Source organism: Leisingera sp. G5_S3_59_S7 (assembly GCF_054968485.1).
This window is the reverse complement of sequence record NZ_JBQKUH010000023.1, coordinates 1-14783: the sequence shown is the minus strand read 5'-3', so window position 1 is coordinate 14783 and position 14783 is coordinate 1. Positions and strand designations below refer to the sequence as shown.

Below are 14783 nucleotides of genomic sequence, written 5' to 3'. Positions count from 1 at the left end.
TGCGCCGCCGCTCATTTACCGGCAGCCTGCTCCCGAAATTCCGGGGAGCGACGACTATGCCGCAACAGATCACCAAGGGCGTCAAGGCGCTGCTGAGCGAAGCCAACAGCCTGGTTGAAACCATGCCTGTCGAAGACGCCAAGCAGAAGGTTCTGGACGAGAACTACGTCTTCATCGACCTGCGCGACATCCGCGAACTGCAGCGCACCGGCATGATCCCCGGCGCCTTCTCCTGCCCGCGCGGAATGCTGGAGTTCTGGATCGACCCGGACAGCCCCTACCACAAACCGGTGTTCAACCAGGACAAGACCTATGTGTTCTACTGCGCCAGCGCTTGGCGCTCGGCGCTGAGTGCCAAGGCGGCGATGGAGATGGGGCTGAAACCTGTGGTGCATCTTGAAGGCGGCTTCAGCGAATGGGCCAAACAGGGCGGCCCGGTGGTCCCCCGCGAGGGCTGAGCCGCGCAGACTGCAGCAGGCAGCCTGTTTCCTCCGGCGGCACGGCGCCTCCCCCTTACACGGTTGCTGTGCTGCACGGTAGCCCGGGTGCTGCCGGTGCTCCGTTTCCGCGTGTTGCAACGCTGCGGCCGCAAATCTTGGATCGAGACCTTTTCCAAAGCGGTTTTTTCCAGGCGCTGGAAGACGCGCTGGCCTTTGCCTGACAGCGCCCGCGCCACAGGTCACGATTGAGAACAAATAGTGAACATGCTATGTTCCCCCCATGCCGACTCACCTGCTTAACCGCCGCCGCCACAGCCCCCGGCCGGCATTGCCCCTGACGGAGGGGATTGCCCTGGAACACGGCCGCACGCATGAGGCCTGCGGCCCCGCCCGCCACCGCTTTGCGCTCTGGCTGGCCGCCGCCGCCCAGAAGGCCGCCAGGGCTGCCGCGCCGGACGCAGCCCCGGGGCCGGTGCTGTGGCTGCCCCCGCCGCGGGGCGGCCGCCAGCTGAACCCGGACGGGCTGGCCGCCTGCGCCAGCCCCGCCCGCTTCCTGTTCGTGCAGGCCGCCCGGACAGAGGATCAGCTCTGGATCATGGAGGAATCCCTGCGCAGCGGCGCGGCGGCGCTGGTGGTGGCCGAACTGCCCGAGCCGCCCGCCATGACCCCGGTGCGGCGGCTGCACCTGGCGGCGGAGGCCGGCGGGCGCTTCGGCCCGGCGCCGCTGGGCCTGCTGCTGACGCCTGGACAGGGCGGCGCCCAGGGCATCGAAAGCCGCTGGCACCTGGCCCCTGCCCACAACCTTCTGGTCCATAACCGCTTGGTCCATGACCGTTTGACCGGCGAGGGAACAGCAGGCAGCCAAAGCTGCTGGAGCCTGCAGCGCCTGCGCGCCCGCACCCTGCCGCCCCGCAGCTGGCAGGTCCTCCAGGCCGCCGCCGGCGGCGCGCTGCGGGCTGTACCGGCGCCCCCGGCAGCCTCGGATCCCCCTCTGCCCTCCCAAGACCTGCCCAGAGGATTGCCCCTCCGCCTGCCCGATGGCAAGGCTGGCGCCCTCCCGCTCCCGCAGGAGGCCCTGGCTGCGCCAGCGCCGCCTTAGCGGCTTTGGGCAAAAAGCCGGCGGCTGGCGGGAGCCCCCGCTGCATTGGGAAAGGGTGCACGGCCTTCACGGATGCACGCGGGAAAGTGAGCCGCCCCATCGGAAAACCCGGATAAGGTCAGACAGCAGGCCGCAAGAACGGATTGGGAACCCTATGCACACAACCCGGATACAGCGCCGCACCCTGCTGGCCGGCCTCAGCGCCGCACTGCTGGCGCCGCAAGCGCTGCTGGCAGCGCCCCTGCCGTACCGCCTGGTGCCCGAGGCCACGGATGTCCGCTTTACCTTCCTGCTCAACGGCCAGCCCCAGCAGGGCCGGCTTCCTGTGCGCGCGGCCCGCATCCGAATCGACCCGCAGAATCTGGCCCGCAGCCAGGCCGACATCACCCTCGACGCAAGGCGGGCCCGGACCGGGCTGATTTTTGCCACCGAAGCGCTGAAAAGCCCGGGCATTCTGGACACCGCCCGGTTCCCGGAGATCCGCTTCCGCTCCACCCGGATCCGCCTCGGGCCGGACGGGCGGCTGTCCGGCGGCGCCCAGATCACCGGCGATCTCACCCTGCGCGGCACCACCCGGGCCATCACCCTGCAGGCCGCTCTCTACCGCCGCCCCGGCACCGCGGCGGACGATCTGCGGGAACTGGACGTGCATCTGTCCGGCCAGCTCAGCCGCGCGGCCTTTGGCGCCACCGGATACGAAGGCCTGGTGGCCGACCAGGTCGGCCTCGCCATCAGGGCCCGCATCCGGCAAGCGCGCTGACCCCGCCTCAAGAGGAGCCGAAAAGCACCGCCGCGCAGAAATACGACACAGGTTTGGCGCAAAACGGCTGGCAATGCCGCCCCAGCCTGTCATGGTCGCACCGTTATGCGCCTGATCATCTCATTTGCCGCCCTGTTCCTTTCCGTCATCCTGCTGCAGCTGTCGACCGGAGGCGTCGGCCCGCTCGATGCCATCTCGGGCCTGACGATGAACTTCACCAAAGAGCAGATCGGCCTCCTGGGCTCTGGCCATTTCTTCGGCTTCTTTATCGGCTGCTGGTGGGCGCCGCGGCTGATGGGCAGCGTCGGCCATTCCCGCGCCTTTGCAGTCTGCACCGCGCTTGGCGCCATGGGCCTGCTGGGCCACACGCTGACCGATAACCCCTATGCCTGGGCCGCGATGCGGATGGCCTCCGGGCTGTGTGTGGCGGGCAGCTACACGGTAATTGAGGCCTGGCTCAACGCCAAGGTCACCAACGAAACCCGCGGCCGCGCCATGGGCACCTACCGGCTGGCCGACCTGAGCGCCTCGCTGGCAGCGCAGCTGATCATCGCAGTGCTGCCGCCCGCGGCCTATATCTCCTATAACCTGCTGGCGCTGCTGTGCTGCGCGGCCCTGCTGCCGCTGACCCTGACCAGAGCCAGCCAGCCGGAAACCCCTGACGCCCCGCGCCTGCGCCCCAAACTGGCCTGGCGCTGCTCGCCGCTGGCAGTCGCCGGTGTGATTGTCGCTGCGCTCAGCTCCGCTTCCTTCCGGATGGTCGGCCCGGTTTACGGCCAGGAGGTCGGCCTGGAGATCGGCCAGATCGCGTTCTTCCTCGCTTCTTTTGTGCTGGGCGGCGCGCTGGCGCAATATCCGATGGGCTGGCTGGCCGACAAATACGACCGCCGCTGGGTGCTGATCTGGCTGTCGGGCGCCGCCATTCTCAGCTGCGGCGTCACCATGGCGGCCAGCGGCACCGGCATTTGGGGCGTCATGCTGACGGCGGGTTTCTTCGGCTTCACAACCTTCCCGATATTCTCGGTCTCTGCCGCCCACGCCAACGACTTCGCCACCTCTGCCGAGCGGGTCGAGCTGTCGGCGGCACTGATGTTCTGGTATGCGCTTGGCGCCATCGCCTCGCCCTATGTCTCCTCGGCCCTGATCGACACCTTCGGGCCGCCGGCGCTGTTTGCCTATGTTGCCGCCGGGCATTTGCTGCTGATCGTGTTCGGCCTCAGCCGGATGCGGGCCCGCCCGGCACCGGAAGAGCGCACCAGCTATGTCTATGCGCCGCGCACCTCCTTTACCATCGGCCGCCTGCTGAAGCGGGCCCGCGAGCGGCGGTAGCGCCTGCGCCCCAATTTTTCACCGAAACCAGCAGCCGGGGTTTCCGCCGCGCGCGCCATGCGCTAGACGGGCCTTTGACGCATTACCTGGATGGATGGCATGGCACGCATTCTGATCACTTCGGCGATCCCTTACATCAACGGGATCAAGCATCTGGGCAACCTGGTGGGCTCGCAGCTGCCTGCCGATCTGTATGCCCGGTTCCAGCGCGGACGCGGCAATGAGGTGATGTTCCTCTGCGCCACCGACGAGCATGGCACCCCGGCGGAACTGGCCGCCGCCAAGGCGGACAAGCCGGTCGCGGAATACTGCGCCGAAATGCACGCCATCCAGTCGGAGATCGCCAAGGGCTTTGCCCTGTCGTTCGACCACTTCGGCCGTTCCTCCAGCCCGCAGAACCACGCGCTGACCCAGCATTTCGCAGGCAAGCTGGCCGAGGCCGGCCTGATCCGCGAAGTCACCGAAAAACAGGTCTATTCCCACGCCGACGGCCGCTTTCTGCCGGACCGCTATATCGAGGGCACCTGCCCCAACTGCGGCTATGAACGCGCCCGCGGCGACCAGTGCGAGGAATGCACCAAGCAGCTGGACCCCACCGACCTGATCAATCCGCGCTCCGCCGTGTCCGGCTCCACCGACCTGGAAGTGCGCGAGACCAAGCACCTGTACCTGTGCCAGTCGCAGCTGAAGGATCAGCTGGACGCCTGGATCGACTCCAAGAAGGACTGGCCGGTTCTGACCACCTCGATTGCCAAGAAGTGGCTGCATGACGGCGATGGCCTGCAGGACCGCGGCATCACCCGCGATCTGGACTGGGGCGTGCCGGTCAAGAAAGGTGATGAAGACTGGCCCGGCATGGAGGGCAAGGTCTTTTATGTCTGGTTCGACGCGCCGATCGAATACATCGCCTGCGCCGCCGAATGGGCCGAGGCCAACGGCAAAGCGGATGCCGACTGGCAGCGCTGGTGGCGCACCGACAAGGGCGCCGAGGACGTAAAATACGTCCAGTTCATGGGCAAGGACAACGTCCCCTTCCACACCCTGTCGTTCCCGGCCACTATCCTTGGCTCCGGCGAGCCGTGGAAAATGGTCGACCACCTGAAATCGTTCAACTACCTGAACTATGACGGCGGCCAGTTCTCCACCTCGCAGGGCCGTGGCGTGTTCATGGATCAGGCGCTGGAGATCCTGCCGGCTGATTACTGGCGCTGGTGGCTTCTGAGCCACGCGCCGGAAAGCTCTGACTCCGAATTCACCTGGGAGAACTTCCAGCAGTCGGTGAACAAGGACCTTGCGGACGTGCTCGGAAACTTCGTCAGCCGCATCACCAAATTCTGCCGCTCCAAGTTCGGTGAAGAAGTGCCCGCAGGCGGCGAATACGGCCCGCAGGAGCAGGCGCTGATCGACGAGCTGACCACCCGCATCCGCGCCTATGAAGGCCACATGGAGGCGATGGAGGTCCGCAAATCCGCGCAGGAGCTGCGGGCGATCTGGGTGGCCGGCAACGAATACCTGCAGTCCGCCGCGCCCTGGTCGGTGTTCAAGGAAGACCCCGAACGCGCCGCTGCGCAGGTGCGCCTGGGCCTGAACCTGATCCGCCTTTACGCGGTGCTGTCGGCACCCTTCATCCCGCACGCCACCGACACGCTGATGGCGGCGCTGAACTCGGACGACCGCAACTGGCCCGAGGACGTGGCGGCAGCGCTCTCCGCCCTGCCCGCAGGCCACGGCTTCACCGTGCCGGAAGTACTGTTCGCCAAGATCACTGACGAGCAGCGCGAAGAGTGGCAGACGCGCTTTTCCGGCACCCGCAGCTGAGGCTGCCAGCACAGACTTTATAAAGGGCCGCCCGCCGGGCGGCCTTTTCTGTTGGGTGTATCCCGTTGCGCCATCACAAAAATTAAATCTTACTAAAAAACTCGGATTGACATACCTGAGCAATTAATTCAGGAATACAGGCATTCCAGCCAGCCTGACTCGGTTCAGGCGAGCCCGAGTGACCTGTCATCAACCGAGATCGCCCCCATGCCGAACGGAGACAGCCGCCCCCGCGGCCCTCAAGTCAAGGAGCTGGAACAGGAAGACATGCGCCAATTGTGGCCGCAGGTCTTTGCGTCGTCCGGCGCTCTGTCCGGCTTTTGTCTGGAATGGCTTCTGGACAGGGCGGAATTCAGCAATGGGCGAAAGTCATGAACCAGATTGCCTCCAAGCCGGTGCCAACCACCGCAACCACCGAAGTCTTCCCCACCTACCATGCCGAGGACCTGACCCGCGGCGGCGTGCAGGCCCGCATCCTGCTGAACGGACAGATCTACTCGCTGCGCATCACTCGCGCGGGCAAGCTGATCCTGACCAAGTGAGCGGACGGCCATGAGCCCTGAGCAATCAACGCCCCGTGGCGGTGTGACCGTCGGCACCCTGTCCGATCTGCCGCCGCTGGAAGCCGGTGCGGTGATCTACTTGCGCCACTGGTTTTCCAGCAGCGAAACCCGCGAACAGATGCGCCGCGACTTCCAGGTGAACTTTGGCCCGGAAATGGCCGAATCCGCGTTCGAAGCCTTTGGCTATCTGTGCAACTTCTGCGCCGCCCACGGCCGCCGCCCGCTGGTACGCCACGGCATGACCTGCAAATGCCTGGGCGCGGATGAGAATTGCTTTGCCAACCTGCTGGCCTCCGCCGCCGAGGGCCAGCAGGACGACGCGCATATCCTTGCCTCGCTGATCGTCACCCCGCGCAAGGCGCAGGAGCTGACGCGGCTCGCCTCCGATTGCGGCCTGCTGATGCAGCAAATCATGAGTGCTCAGCTGCCGCCGCAGCCGGCCCGCCCTGCCAGCGCCACCCTTCATTGAATTCACAGAACCCAAGGACGCTTATCATGAAATCCCTGTTTTTCGCAGGCACAGCCCTGGCGGGCCTGACCTTTGGCGCCTCAGCCGCCCTGGCCGCTGACAAGACCGCGGTGCTGACCAACTATGCCAATATCGCCGAAGCTAAATACCAGGACAGCCTGGCCACTGCGCGGGTGCTGAAGGCCGCTGTGGACGCGCTGGTCGCGCACCCCTCTGCCCAGACCCTCGCAGCCGCCCGCACCGCTTGGATGGCCGCGCGCGTGCCCTATCAGCAGTCCGAAGTCTTCCGTTTCGGCAACGCCATCGTCGACGACTGGGAAGGCAAGGTGAACGCCTGGCCGCTGGACGAGGGCCTGATCGACTATGTCGACGCGTCTTATGGCGGTCCGAGCGACGAAAACACATTGGCGGCGCTGAACGTAATCGCCAACCCCAGCTTTGAGCTGTCGGGCAAGGCGGTGGACGCGGCCAAGATCACCCCGGACCTGCTGGAAGGCGCCCTGCATGAGGCCGACGGGATCGAGGCCAATGTCGCCACCGGCTACCACGCCATTGAATTCCTGCTCTGGGGCCAGGATTTGAACGGCACCGAACATGGCGCGGGCGACCGCCCCTGGACCGACTACGCCCAGGGCGAGGCCTGCACCAACGGGAACTGCGGCCGCCGCGGCGACTACCTGCAGGCGGCGACGGATCTGCTGATATCCGACCTGGAGTGGATGGCCACGCAATGGGGCACTGAGGGCGACGCCCGCACCGCCCTGCTGGGCGACGAAAACGCGGGCATCACCGCGATGCTGACCGGCATGGGCTCCCTGTCCTATGGCGAACAAGCCGGGGAGCGGATGCGCCTCGGCCTGATGCTGAACGACCCGGAGGAGGAGCACGACTGCTTCTCCGACAACACCCACAACAGCCATTACTACGACGGGCTGGGGGTGCAGAACGTCTATCTGGGCGAATACGTCCGGGTGAACGGCGAGTTGGTCTCCGGCCCCTCCCTGTCGGATCTGGTCGCTGCCAAGGACGCGGATCTGGACACTGAGATGCGCGCCAAGCTGGCGGACACCATGCTGGCGCTTGGCCGCATCAAGACTGCGGCGGAGGCGGGCCTGTCCTATGACCAGATGCTGGCCCAGGGCAACGTCGCCGGCGAGGCGCTGGTGATGGGCGGCGTCAACGGGCTGATCGACCAGACCCGCTCTATCGAACGGGTTGTCACGGCACTGGATTTGGACGGCGTTGCCATCGAAGGCTCCGACAGTCTCGATAATCCCTCGGCAGTGTTCCAGTAGGAAAACCAAACTACCGGGCAGTCGCGGGCCGCAGTTTCTGCGGCCCGTATTTTTCATCGCGAGGCAAATCCCAAGCGTTTCACTCTGGTTAAGACTTGAAGCCTAAGCAAATTTGTCGGATATATTGCCCAACGGAATCACTTGGCCATTTGCGCCACCGGGCAAGGACGCAAGCAGCATGATCGTTTGCCACTGCACGAACATATCGGACCACGACATCCGCGCCGCCATCGACTGGATGCGAAGCGCCGATCCCGAAACGATAATCACCCCCGGCAAGATCTATCACGCCTTGGGAAAATCCGCCGATTGCGGCGGCTGCATGCCGCTTTTCCTCGACACGATGCGTTCCAGCAGTAAGCTGGAAGTACCTGCGCAGCTTACGAATTTACGCGCAGCATCAATTCGGGAGAAAAGTAATGAAGGGCGACGCCAAGGTCATCGACTATCTCAATAAAGCGCTGCGCCACGAGCTGACGGCGGTCAGCCAGTACTGGCTGCACTACCGGCTGCAGGACGATTGGGGCCTGGGCAGCATGGCCAAGAAAAGCCGCGAGGAATCCATCGAGGAGATGGAGCACGCGGATAAATTGATTGAAAGGATTTTGTTCCTCGGCGGCCACCCGAACCTGCAGAAACTTGACCCGCTGCGGATCGGCCAGACGCCGAAAGAAACCCTCGAATGCGACCTTGCCGCCGAAGTGGACGCCCGCGCGCTCTACAAGGAAGCCCGCGACGCCTGCAACAAAGCGGGCGACTACGTCACCCAAAAGCTGTTTGAAGACCTGATGGCGGATGAAGAAGGTCACATCGATTTCCTCGAAACGCAGCTTGAGCTGCACGACCGGATCGGCGCCGAAAACTATGCCCAGCTCAACGCTACCAAGATGGAAGAGGTTGAAGACTAACCTGACGCTGGCTGCCGCTTTTGCGGCGGCCACGCCCCTTGCGGCGATGGACCTGGCCAGCCAGTACCAGGCAGAGCCGCATCTCTCCCCCCTTCCCCGCACTGACGCCGAACGGTCCCGGATCGGGGCCGTCACGTCTCCCGCCACGGATTTCACCGCGCCTGAACCGTTTGAGGATCTGCCCGCAGGCGCCGCCACCGTGCGCGCCCGGCCGGATGACGAGGCGTTTTCCCAGCATTCGGCTAACCTGAGCTTTGAACAGGAGCTGGAATTCAAGCTCGGCAACGGGCTGTTCAAGAAGATCTGGGTATTCTCGCCCGCCTCCACCAAAGCCTCCGACGGTCTCGGCCCGCTGTATAACGCCCGCTCCTGCCAGCGCTGCCACCTGAAGGACGGCCGCGGCCATGTGCCGGAGCAGCCGGAGTATGCTTCAACCAGCATGTTCCTGCGCGTCTCCGTCCCTGGCCCGGTGCCGCCGGAACTGCAAGAAATCGGGGATTATATCGGCACCGCGCCGGACCCGAATTATGGCACCCAGCTGCAGGACTTCTCCGCCCCCGGCATTACCCCGGAATACACGCTGCAGGTGGCGTATGAGGAATTCGAGGTTGCCCTGAACGGCGATGAGACCGCCACCCTGCGGCGCCCCAGCTACACCGCCGCCAACCTTGGTTACGGCCCGCTGGCCAGGGGTGCCATGCTCTCCCCCCGCGTTGCGCCGCCAATGATCGGACTGGGCCTCTTGGAGGCGATCCCAGCCGCCGATATCCTCGCCCATGCGGATGAGGAGGACGCTGACGGCGATGGCATATCGGGGCGCGCCAATCTTGTCTGGTCGCAAGAGTTCAACCGCATCTTGCTGGGCCGCTTCGGGCTCAAGGCCGGGATGGCCACGGTGCTTGAGCAATCCGCCAGCGCCTTTTCCGGCGATATCGGCATTTCCACCCCCCTGTTCCCGGCACATGCGGGCGAATGCACCGGCCGGCAGGCCGCCTGCCAAACCGCCCCGCACGGCGGCGGTGATTCCCGTGAAACCGAAATCGACCAGCCGAACATGGATCTGGTCGCCTTCTACAGCCGCAACCTCGGCGTACCAGCCCGCCGCGGCACCAACGACCCCCAGGTGCTGCGCGGCAAGCAGGTGTTCTACAAGGCGGGCTGCCCCGCCTGCCATGTGCCGAAATACGTGACCCACCGGCTGCAGGACCGCCCGGAACAAAGCTTCCAGCTCATCTGGCCCTACACCGACCTCTTGCTGCACGACATGGGCGAAGGCCTTGCCGACAACCGCCCCGAGGGACGCGCCACGGGCCGCGAATGGCGCACCGCGCCGCTGTGGGGCATCGGCCTGACCCAGCAGGTCTCGCCCCGCGCCACCTTCCTGCACGACGGCCGCGCCCGCACCTTGCTGGAGGCCGTCCTGTGGCACGGCGGCGAGGCGGAAGCAGCGAAAACCCGCGTGGTGGAACTGCCGCCAGAAGACCGTGCCGCCCTTATCACATTTCTGGAGAGCCTCTGATGCGCGCCTTGGCCCTGACCCTTGCCCTGGCCGCGGCCCCCGCCGCGGCGTCGGAACTTTCCAGCACCATCACCGATCAACTGATCCTCCCGGTATTTGAAGAACTGGCAGCAGATGCAGCAGCGCTTGCGGATGCGGCAGAGAAAGACTGCGACCCGCAATCTGAAAGCCTGCGCGCGGCCTACGGTGAAGCCTTCGACGCCTGGATCGCCGCCAGCCATTACCGCTTTGGCCCCACCGAAACGGACAGCCGCGCCTTTGCGCTTGCGTTCTGGCCCGACAGCCGCGGCAAAACACCCAAGGCGCTGGCCAGCCTGATCCGAAGCGAAGATGCAGGCATCAAAAGCCCCTCCGGTTTTGCCAGCTACTCCATCGCCGCCCGCGGTTTTTATGCGCTGGAATACCTGCTGTATGATCCGCAGCTTTCCACCGCCGGCAGCGCGGATTACCGCTGCGCCCTGACACGCGCGATCGGCACCGACATTGCCGCGACGACACAGGCCATCAGCACCGATTGGCAGCAGGGTTTCGCAGCAGACATGCGCGAGCCCGCCAAGCGCTACCGTACTGAAGAGGAAATCACCCAGGAGCTGCTGAAGGCACTTACCACCGGGCTGCAGGTGCTGGACGACATGCGCCTTGGCCGCCCGCTGGGCACCTATCAAAAGCCTCGCCCGGACCGCGCCGAGGCCCGCCGCTCCGGACGCAGCTTGCGCCATGTACTGGTGTCTCTGAACGCGCTGGAGCCGCTGGCCCTGTCGCTCGCAAAGGGGCACGGGGACTTGCAGGAAAAGATCACTGCCCGCTTTGCCAGGGTCCGCACCAAGGCTGAAACCCTCGGGGATCCCGACTTCTCCGGCGTCTCTGATCCCGCAACCCGCTTCCGCATTGAATCGCTGCGGCAGGAGATCAAGGACCTGCGCGTGCTGATGGGCGAAGAACTCGGCCCTGCCCTGGGCGTCGCGGCCGGTTTCAATGCGCTGGACGGCGACTAAGCGAAAGGATGGATCAATGACCTCGCGCCGCGGATTTCTGGCTGGCCTGATGGCCGCATCCCTCGCCCCGCAGGCCAGCTGGGCCAGCGCAGGCAGCCCCGCCTTTTTGTCCGCAGGCAGGGATGCCGGCGGCGCCTTTCTGCTGGCCGGCCTCACAGAGACTGGCGAGATCCTGTTCCGCCACCCCTTGCCCGGCCGCGGCCATGCTGCCGCCGCGCACCCCAGGCGCCCCGAAGCCGTCGCCTTTGCCCGCCGACCAGGCCGCTTTGCCGATGTGATCGACTGCCGCAGCGGCGCCGCCATCGCCCGGCTGGAGCCGCCTGCGGGGCATCATTTCTACGGCCACGGCATCTTCTCTCCGGACGGCAGCCGCCTGTTCACCACTGAGAACGACTATGAGACTGCGCGCGGTGTCATCGGTGTCTGGGATGCCGCGGACGGCTACCGCCGCATCGGCGCCTTCAGTTCGGGCGGCATCGGCCCGCACGACATGGCGCTGCGACGCGGCGCGCCGGGGCTGGTTGTCGCCAATGGCGGGATTGAGACCCATCCAGACAGCGGCCGCGCCAAGCTGAACCTGCCCAGCATGCGCCCGAACCTCAGCTACCTCAGCTTTGAGGGCGGCATACAAGAGCAGATGGAACTGCCCCGCGAGTTGCACCTGAACTCGATCCGCCATTTGGCAATGCGCGCCGATGGCACTGTTGGATTTGCCATGCAGTGGCAGGGTGATCCGGGTGAGCAGGTTCCCACCACGGGGCTGCACCGGCCCGGCAATGCGCCGCGCCTGATGGCGGAGAACGACGCACGGGTATTGAACATGAATGGCTATGGCGGCTCTGTTGCCTTTTCGGACGATGGCACCCGGATCGGCGTCACCTCCCCCCGCGGCGGGGTATTGCAAGTGATGGACACCGTCAGCGGCGCGCTGCTGCGCGAATACAGGATGCGCGATGTCTGCGGGCTGGCGCCTTCTGCGGGCGGCTTTACGGCCAGCACCGGCAGCGGCCAGGTCTTTGCAATTTCAGACGCCGGCCAGCACCGGCTACACCGTGCGGACCTGGCGTGGGACAATCACCTGATCCCCCTGCACTGACACTTTGCCAGGCTGCAAACGAAAAGGCGCGCCCCAGCGGTGCGCCTTTTCGTTTTGCGGCCTTGCGAAACAAAACCGAAAAAGAATGATGACTCTCCGCGCGCATCACGCTAAGAAACCGCTGCGAAAGGAAAGCAAATGGATGCGATTGGCCGTCAGAACGAGATCATCTCCCTCCTGAACCGGCAGGACCGGGTCGAGGTCGAGGATCTCTCCCGCCGCTTTGGCGTGTCCTTGCAAACGGTGCGCGCCGACCTGCGCGACCTGTCGGCGCGCGGCGCCCTGTCCCGCGTGCACGGCGGCGCTGTCCGGGTCAGCTCCGCCGCCAGCCAGGACTATGAGGACCGGCGCAAGCTGAATGCCGGCAACAAGCTGGCAATGGCGGCCCTGGCGGCAGAGCTGATCCCCGACAATTGCTCGCTCTCGCTCAACATTGGCACCTCGACTGAACAGGTTGCCCGTGCGCTGTCCGGCCACAGAGGCCTTACAGTTATTTCCAATAATATAAACATTATCAATATGATGATGGGCGGCCAGGCCAAGGATCTGATCCTGGCCGGCGGCACCGTGCGGCAGAGTGACGGCGCCATCGTGGGCGAGGATGCGGTGGACTTCTTCTGCCGCTATAAGGTTGATTTTGCCATCATCGGCGCCTCGGCCCTGGACGCCGACGGCGCGGTGATGGACCACGACGCGCGCGAAGTTTCGGTTGCCCGCGCGATCCTGAAAAACGCCCGCCAAAAGGTGCTGGTCTGCGACGGCAGCAAGTTCGAACGCTCCGCGCCGGTGCGGATCTGCAATGCGGCTGATCTGGACGTGGTGATCACCGACCGGCCGGTGCCAACAGAATTTGCTGAGGCCGCACAGGCCGCAGGCACCCGAATCCTCACCGCAGGACAAAACGAAAGCAGCGAAAATGACTGACACGCCCGTAACGGATCTTTTCATCATCGGCGGCGGCATCAACGGCTGCGGCATCGCCCGTGACGCCGCCGGCCGCGGCCTGTCGGTGACGCTGGCAGAGATGAATGACCTTGCCTCCGCCACGTCCTCCGCCTCGACCAAGCTGTTCCACGGCGGCCTGCGCTACCTGGAATACTTCGAGTTCCGCCTGGTGCGCGAAGCGCTGGTCGAGCGCGAGGTGCTGCTGAAGGCGATGCCGCATATCTCCTGGCCGATGCGCTTTGTGCTGCCGTTCCACAAGGACATGCGGTTCGACAGCGAAACGCCGACCTCAAAGCTGCTGACGACCTTCATGCCGTGGATGAAGGGCCGCCGCCCGGCCTGGCTGATCCGTCTGGGACTGTTTCTGTACGACAGCCTGGGCAAACGCGGAATCCTGCCCGGGACCGCCAAACTGGACCTGACAAGCGACCCGGCGGGCCGCCCGCTGAAAAGCAAATTCAAAACGGCGTTCGAATACTCCGACTGCTGGATCGAGGACGCCCGCCTGGTGGTGCTGAACGCGCGTGACGCAAAGGCCCGCAGCGCAGAAATCCTGACCCGGACTGAGGTTCTGTCGGCCGAGCGCCATGCAGATCACTGGCTGATCCGCACCAAGGACCACGCCACCGGCGCCGAACAGGAACACCGCGCCAGAATGCTGGTCAATGCAGGCGGTCCGTGGGTGGCCGATGTGCTGCATCAGAAGCTGGGCCAGAACAGCCGCGAGAACATCCGCCTCGTGCGCGGCAGCCATATCGTGGTGCCAAAGCTGTTCGACCACGGCCGCTGCTATTTCTTCCAAGGGACTGACGGGCGGATCATCTTTGCCATCCCCTATGAGCAGGATTTCACCCTGATCGGCACCACCGACGCCGACCACCCGGATCCGGACACCGCACCGGTCTGCACAGAAGCCGAACAGGACTATCTGGCGGCCTTCGCATCGGAGTATTTCGAGAAGCCGGTGACGCGCGAGGACATCGTCTGGACCTACTCCGGCGTGCGCCCGCTCTATGACGACGGTGCCAGCTCCGCCACCGCGGCCACCCGCGAATACGTGCTGACGCTGGATCAGGCGCAAGCGCCGCTGCTCAATGTCTTTGGCGGCAAGATCACCACCTACCGCAAGCTGGCCGAGGCGGCGCTGGCCAAAATCGGCGAGGTGTTCCCCCAGCTGCCCGCCGACTGGACCGCAGGCGTGGCGCTGCCCGGCGGCGATTTCCCGGTGGAGGATGTGGCAAAGCTGACATCGAAACTGGCCGCGGACTACCCGTTTCTCACTCCTTACTGGGCAGGCCGGATGATCCGCGCCTATGGCACCGAGACCTGGGAGGTGCTGGGCGACGCCAACACTGCCGGCGATCTGGGCCAGGACTTTGGCGCCACCATCACCGCGCGGGAGCTTGACTGGGCGATTGCCAGCGAATGGGTGCGCGCAGGCGACGATTACCTGTGGCGGCGCACCAAACTGGGCCTGCGATTGGATGAAGCCCAGCGGGCGGCGGTGGATGCCTACATCCAAGGCAAGGCTGCACAGCTCGCCGCAT

Annotated in this window: 15 protein-coding genes; all 15 read left to right on the top strand. The window is 65.3% G+C overall.

Annotated features, from left to right (window positions below; translation table 11 throughout):
- Nucleotides 1-56: 56 nt before the first annotated feature.
- Nucleotides 57-458: a rhodanese-like domain-containing protein gene (locus ACTRWG_RS11915; protein WP_260000658.1), complete on the top strand. Its 402-nt coding sequence runs from the start codon at nt 57-59 to the stop codon at nt 456-458.
- Between the two features lie 262 nt (nt 459-720).
- Nucleotides 721-1539, top strand: a complete 819-nt coding sequence (locus tag ACTRWG_RS11910) for a hypothetical protein (RefSeq protein WP_462829348.1) — start codon at nt 721-723, stop codon at nt 1537-1539.
- A gap of 154 nt (nt 1540-1693) precedes the next feature.
- Nucleotides 1694-2299 (top strand): YceI family protein, encoded by a 606-nt coding sequence (locus tag ACTRWG_RS11905; RefSeq protein WP_036797444.1) that lies wholly within the window; start codon nt 1694-1696, stop codon nt 2297-2299.
- A gap of 105 nt (nt 2300-2404) precedes the next feature.
- Entirely contained in the window at nt 2405-3628 is a 1224-nt protein-coding gene (locus tag ACTRWG_RS11900; protein WP_027236856.1) for an MFS transporter, read from the top strand.
- A gap of 99 nt (nt 3629-3727) precedes the next feature.
- A complete protein-coding gene (gene metG, locus ACTRWG_RS11895; RefSeq protein WP_027236855.1) occupies nt 3728-5446 on the top strand; it encodes a methionine--tRNA ligase in 1719 nt (572 codons plus the stop codon).
- 371 nt (nt 5447-5817) lie between these two features.
- Nucleotides 5818-5988: a hemin uptake protein HemP gene (hemP, locus tag ACTRWG_RS11890; protein WP_008554566.1), complete on the top strand. Its 171-nt coding sequence runs from the start codon at nt 5818-5820 to the stop codon at nt 5986-5988.
- A 10-nt stretch (nt 5989-5998) separates the two neighbouring features.
- Nucleotides 5999-6478: a hypothetical protein gene (locus tag ACTRWG_RS11885; protein WP_027236854.1), complete on the top strand. Its 480-nt coding sequence runs from the start codon at nt 5999-6001 to the stop codon at nt 6476-6478.
- A gap of 26 nt (nt 6479-6504) precedes the next feature.
- Nucleotides 6505-7773, top strand: coding sequence for an imelysin family protein (locus tag ACTRWG_RS11880; RefSeq protein ID WP_462829347.1), 1269 nt, complete (start codon nt 6505-6507; stop codon nt 7771-7773).
- Nucleotides 7774-7951: 178 nt separating this feature from the next.
- On the top strand, nt 7952-8230 hold the full coding sequence (locus ACTRWG_RS11875; RefSeq protein ID WP_084299595.1) for a (2Fe-2S)-binding protein: 279 nt from the start codon (nt 7952-7954) through the stop codon (nt 8228-8230).
- Nucleotides 8193-8681 (top strand): bacterioferritin, encoded by a 489-nt coding sequence (bfr, locus tag ACTRWG_RS11870; protein WP_027236852.1) that lies wholly within the window; start codon nt 8193-8195, stop codon nt 8679-8681. Before ACTRWG_RS11875 ends, bfr begins: the two co-directional genes overlap by 38 nt.
- Complete coding sequence (locus tag ACTRWG_RS11865) at nt 8671-10200, top strand: di-heme oxidoreductase family protein (protein WP_462829346.1); 1530 nt, start codon at nt 8671-8673, stop codon at nt 10198-10200. Before bfr ends, ACTRWG_RS11865 begins: the two co-directional genes overlap by 11 nt.
- Nucleotides 10200-11195: an imelysin family protein gene (locus ACTRWG_RS11860; RefSeq protein WP_462829345.1), complete on the top strand. Its 996-nt coding sequence runs from the start codon at nt 10200-10202 to the stop codon at nt 11193-11195. The genes ACTRWG_RS11865 and ACTRWG_RS11860 overlap by 1 nt, the downstream gene beginning before the upstream one ends.
- 16 nt (nt 11196-11211) lie before the next feature.
- Nucleotides 11212-12291 carry a DUF1513 domain-containing protein gene (locus ACTRWG_RS11855; protein WP_027236849.1) on the top strand — a complete coding sequence of 360 codons (1080 nt, stop codon included), beginning with the start codon at nt 11212-11214 and terminating at the stop codon, nt 12289-12291.
- Nucleotides 12292-12429: 138 nt separating this feature from the next.
- Nucleotides 12430-13215 (top strand): DeoR/GlpR family DNA-binding transcription regulator, encoded by a 786-nt coding sequence (locus ACTRWG_RS11850; protein WP_027236848.1) that lies wholly within the window; start codon nt 12430-12432, stop codon nt 13213-13215.
- On the top strand, nt 13208-14783 hold a 1576-nt coding region (gene glpD, locus ACTRWG_RS11845; protein ID WP_027236847.1), incomplete at its 3' end, for a glycerol-3-phosphate dehydrogenase. The genes ACTRWG_RS11850 and glpD, both read left to right, overlap by 8 nt.

What these genes read in the sequence shown, in the direction of transcription:
- ACTRWG_RS11915 (WP_260000658.1), top strand. Translation starts at nt 57, where the DNA reads ATGCCGCAACAGATCACCAAGGGCGTCAAGGCGCTGCTGAGCGAAGCC.
- ACTRWG_RS11910 (WP_462829348.1), top strand. Translation starts at nt 721, where the DNA reads ATGCCGACTCACCTGCTTAACCGCCGCCGCCACAGCCCCCGGCCGGCA.
- ACTRWG_RS11905 (WP_036797444.1), top strand. Translation starts at nt 1,694, where the DNA reads ATGCACACAACCCGGATACAGCGCCGCACCCTGCTGGCCGGCCTCAGC.
- ACTRWG_RS11900 (WP_027236856.1), top strand. Translation starts at nt 2,405, where the DNA reads ATGCGCCTGATCATCTCATTTGCCGCCCTGTTCCTTTCCGTCATCCTG.
- metG (WP_027236855.1), top strand. Translation starts at nt 3,728, where the DNA reads ATGGCACGCATTCTGATCACTTCGGCGATCCCTTACATCAACGGGATC.
- hemP (WP_008554566.1), top strand. Translation starts at nt 5,818, where the DNA reads ATGAACCAGATTGCCTCCAAGCCGGTGCCAACCACCGCAACCACCGAA.
- ACTRWG_RS11885 (WP_027236854.1), top strand. Translation starts at nt 5,999, where the DNA reads ATGAGCCCTGAGCAATCAACGCCCCGTGGCGGTGTGACCGTCGGCACC.
- ACTRWG_RS11880 (WP_462829347.1), top strand. Translation starts at nt 6,505, where the DNA reads ATGAAATCCCTGTTTTTCGCAGGCACAGCCCTGGCGGGCCTGACCTTT.
- ACTRWG_RS11875 (WP_084299595.1), top strand. Translation starts at nt 7,952, where the DNA reads ATGATCGTTTGCCACTGCACGAACATATCGGACCACGACATCCGCGCC.
- bfr (WP_027236852.1), top strand. Translation starts at nt 8,193, where the DNA reads ATGAAGGGCGACGCCAAGGTCATCGACTATCTCAATAAAGCGCTGCGC.
- ACTRWG_RS11860 (WP_462829345.1), top strand. Translation starts at nt 10,200, where the DNA reads ATGCGCGCCTTGGCCCTGACCCTTGCCCTGGCCGCGGCCCCCGCCGCG.
- ACTRWG_RS11855 (WP_027236849.1), top strand. Translation starts at nt 11,212, where the DNA reads ATGACCTCGCGCCGCGGATTTCTGGCTGGCCTGATGGCCGCATCCCTC.
- ACTRWG_RS11850 (WP_027236848.1), top strand. Translation starts at nt 12,430, where the DNA reads ATGGATGCGATTGGCCGTCAGAACGAGATCATCTCCCTCCTGAACCGG.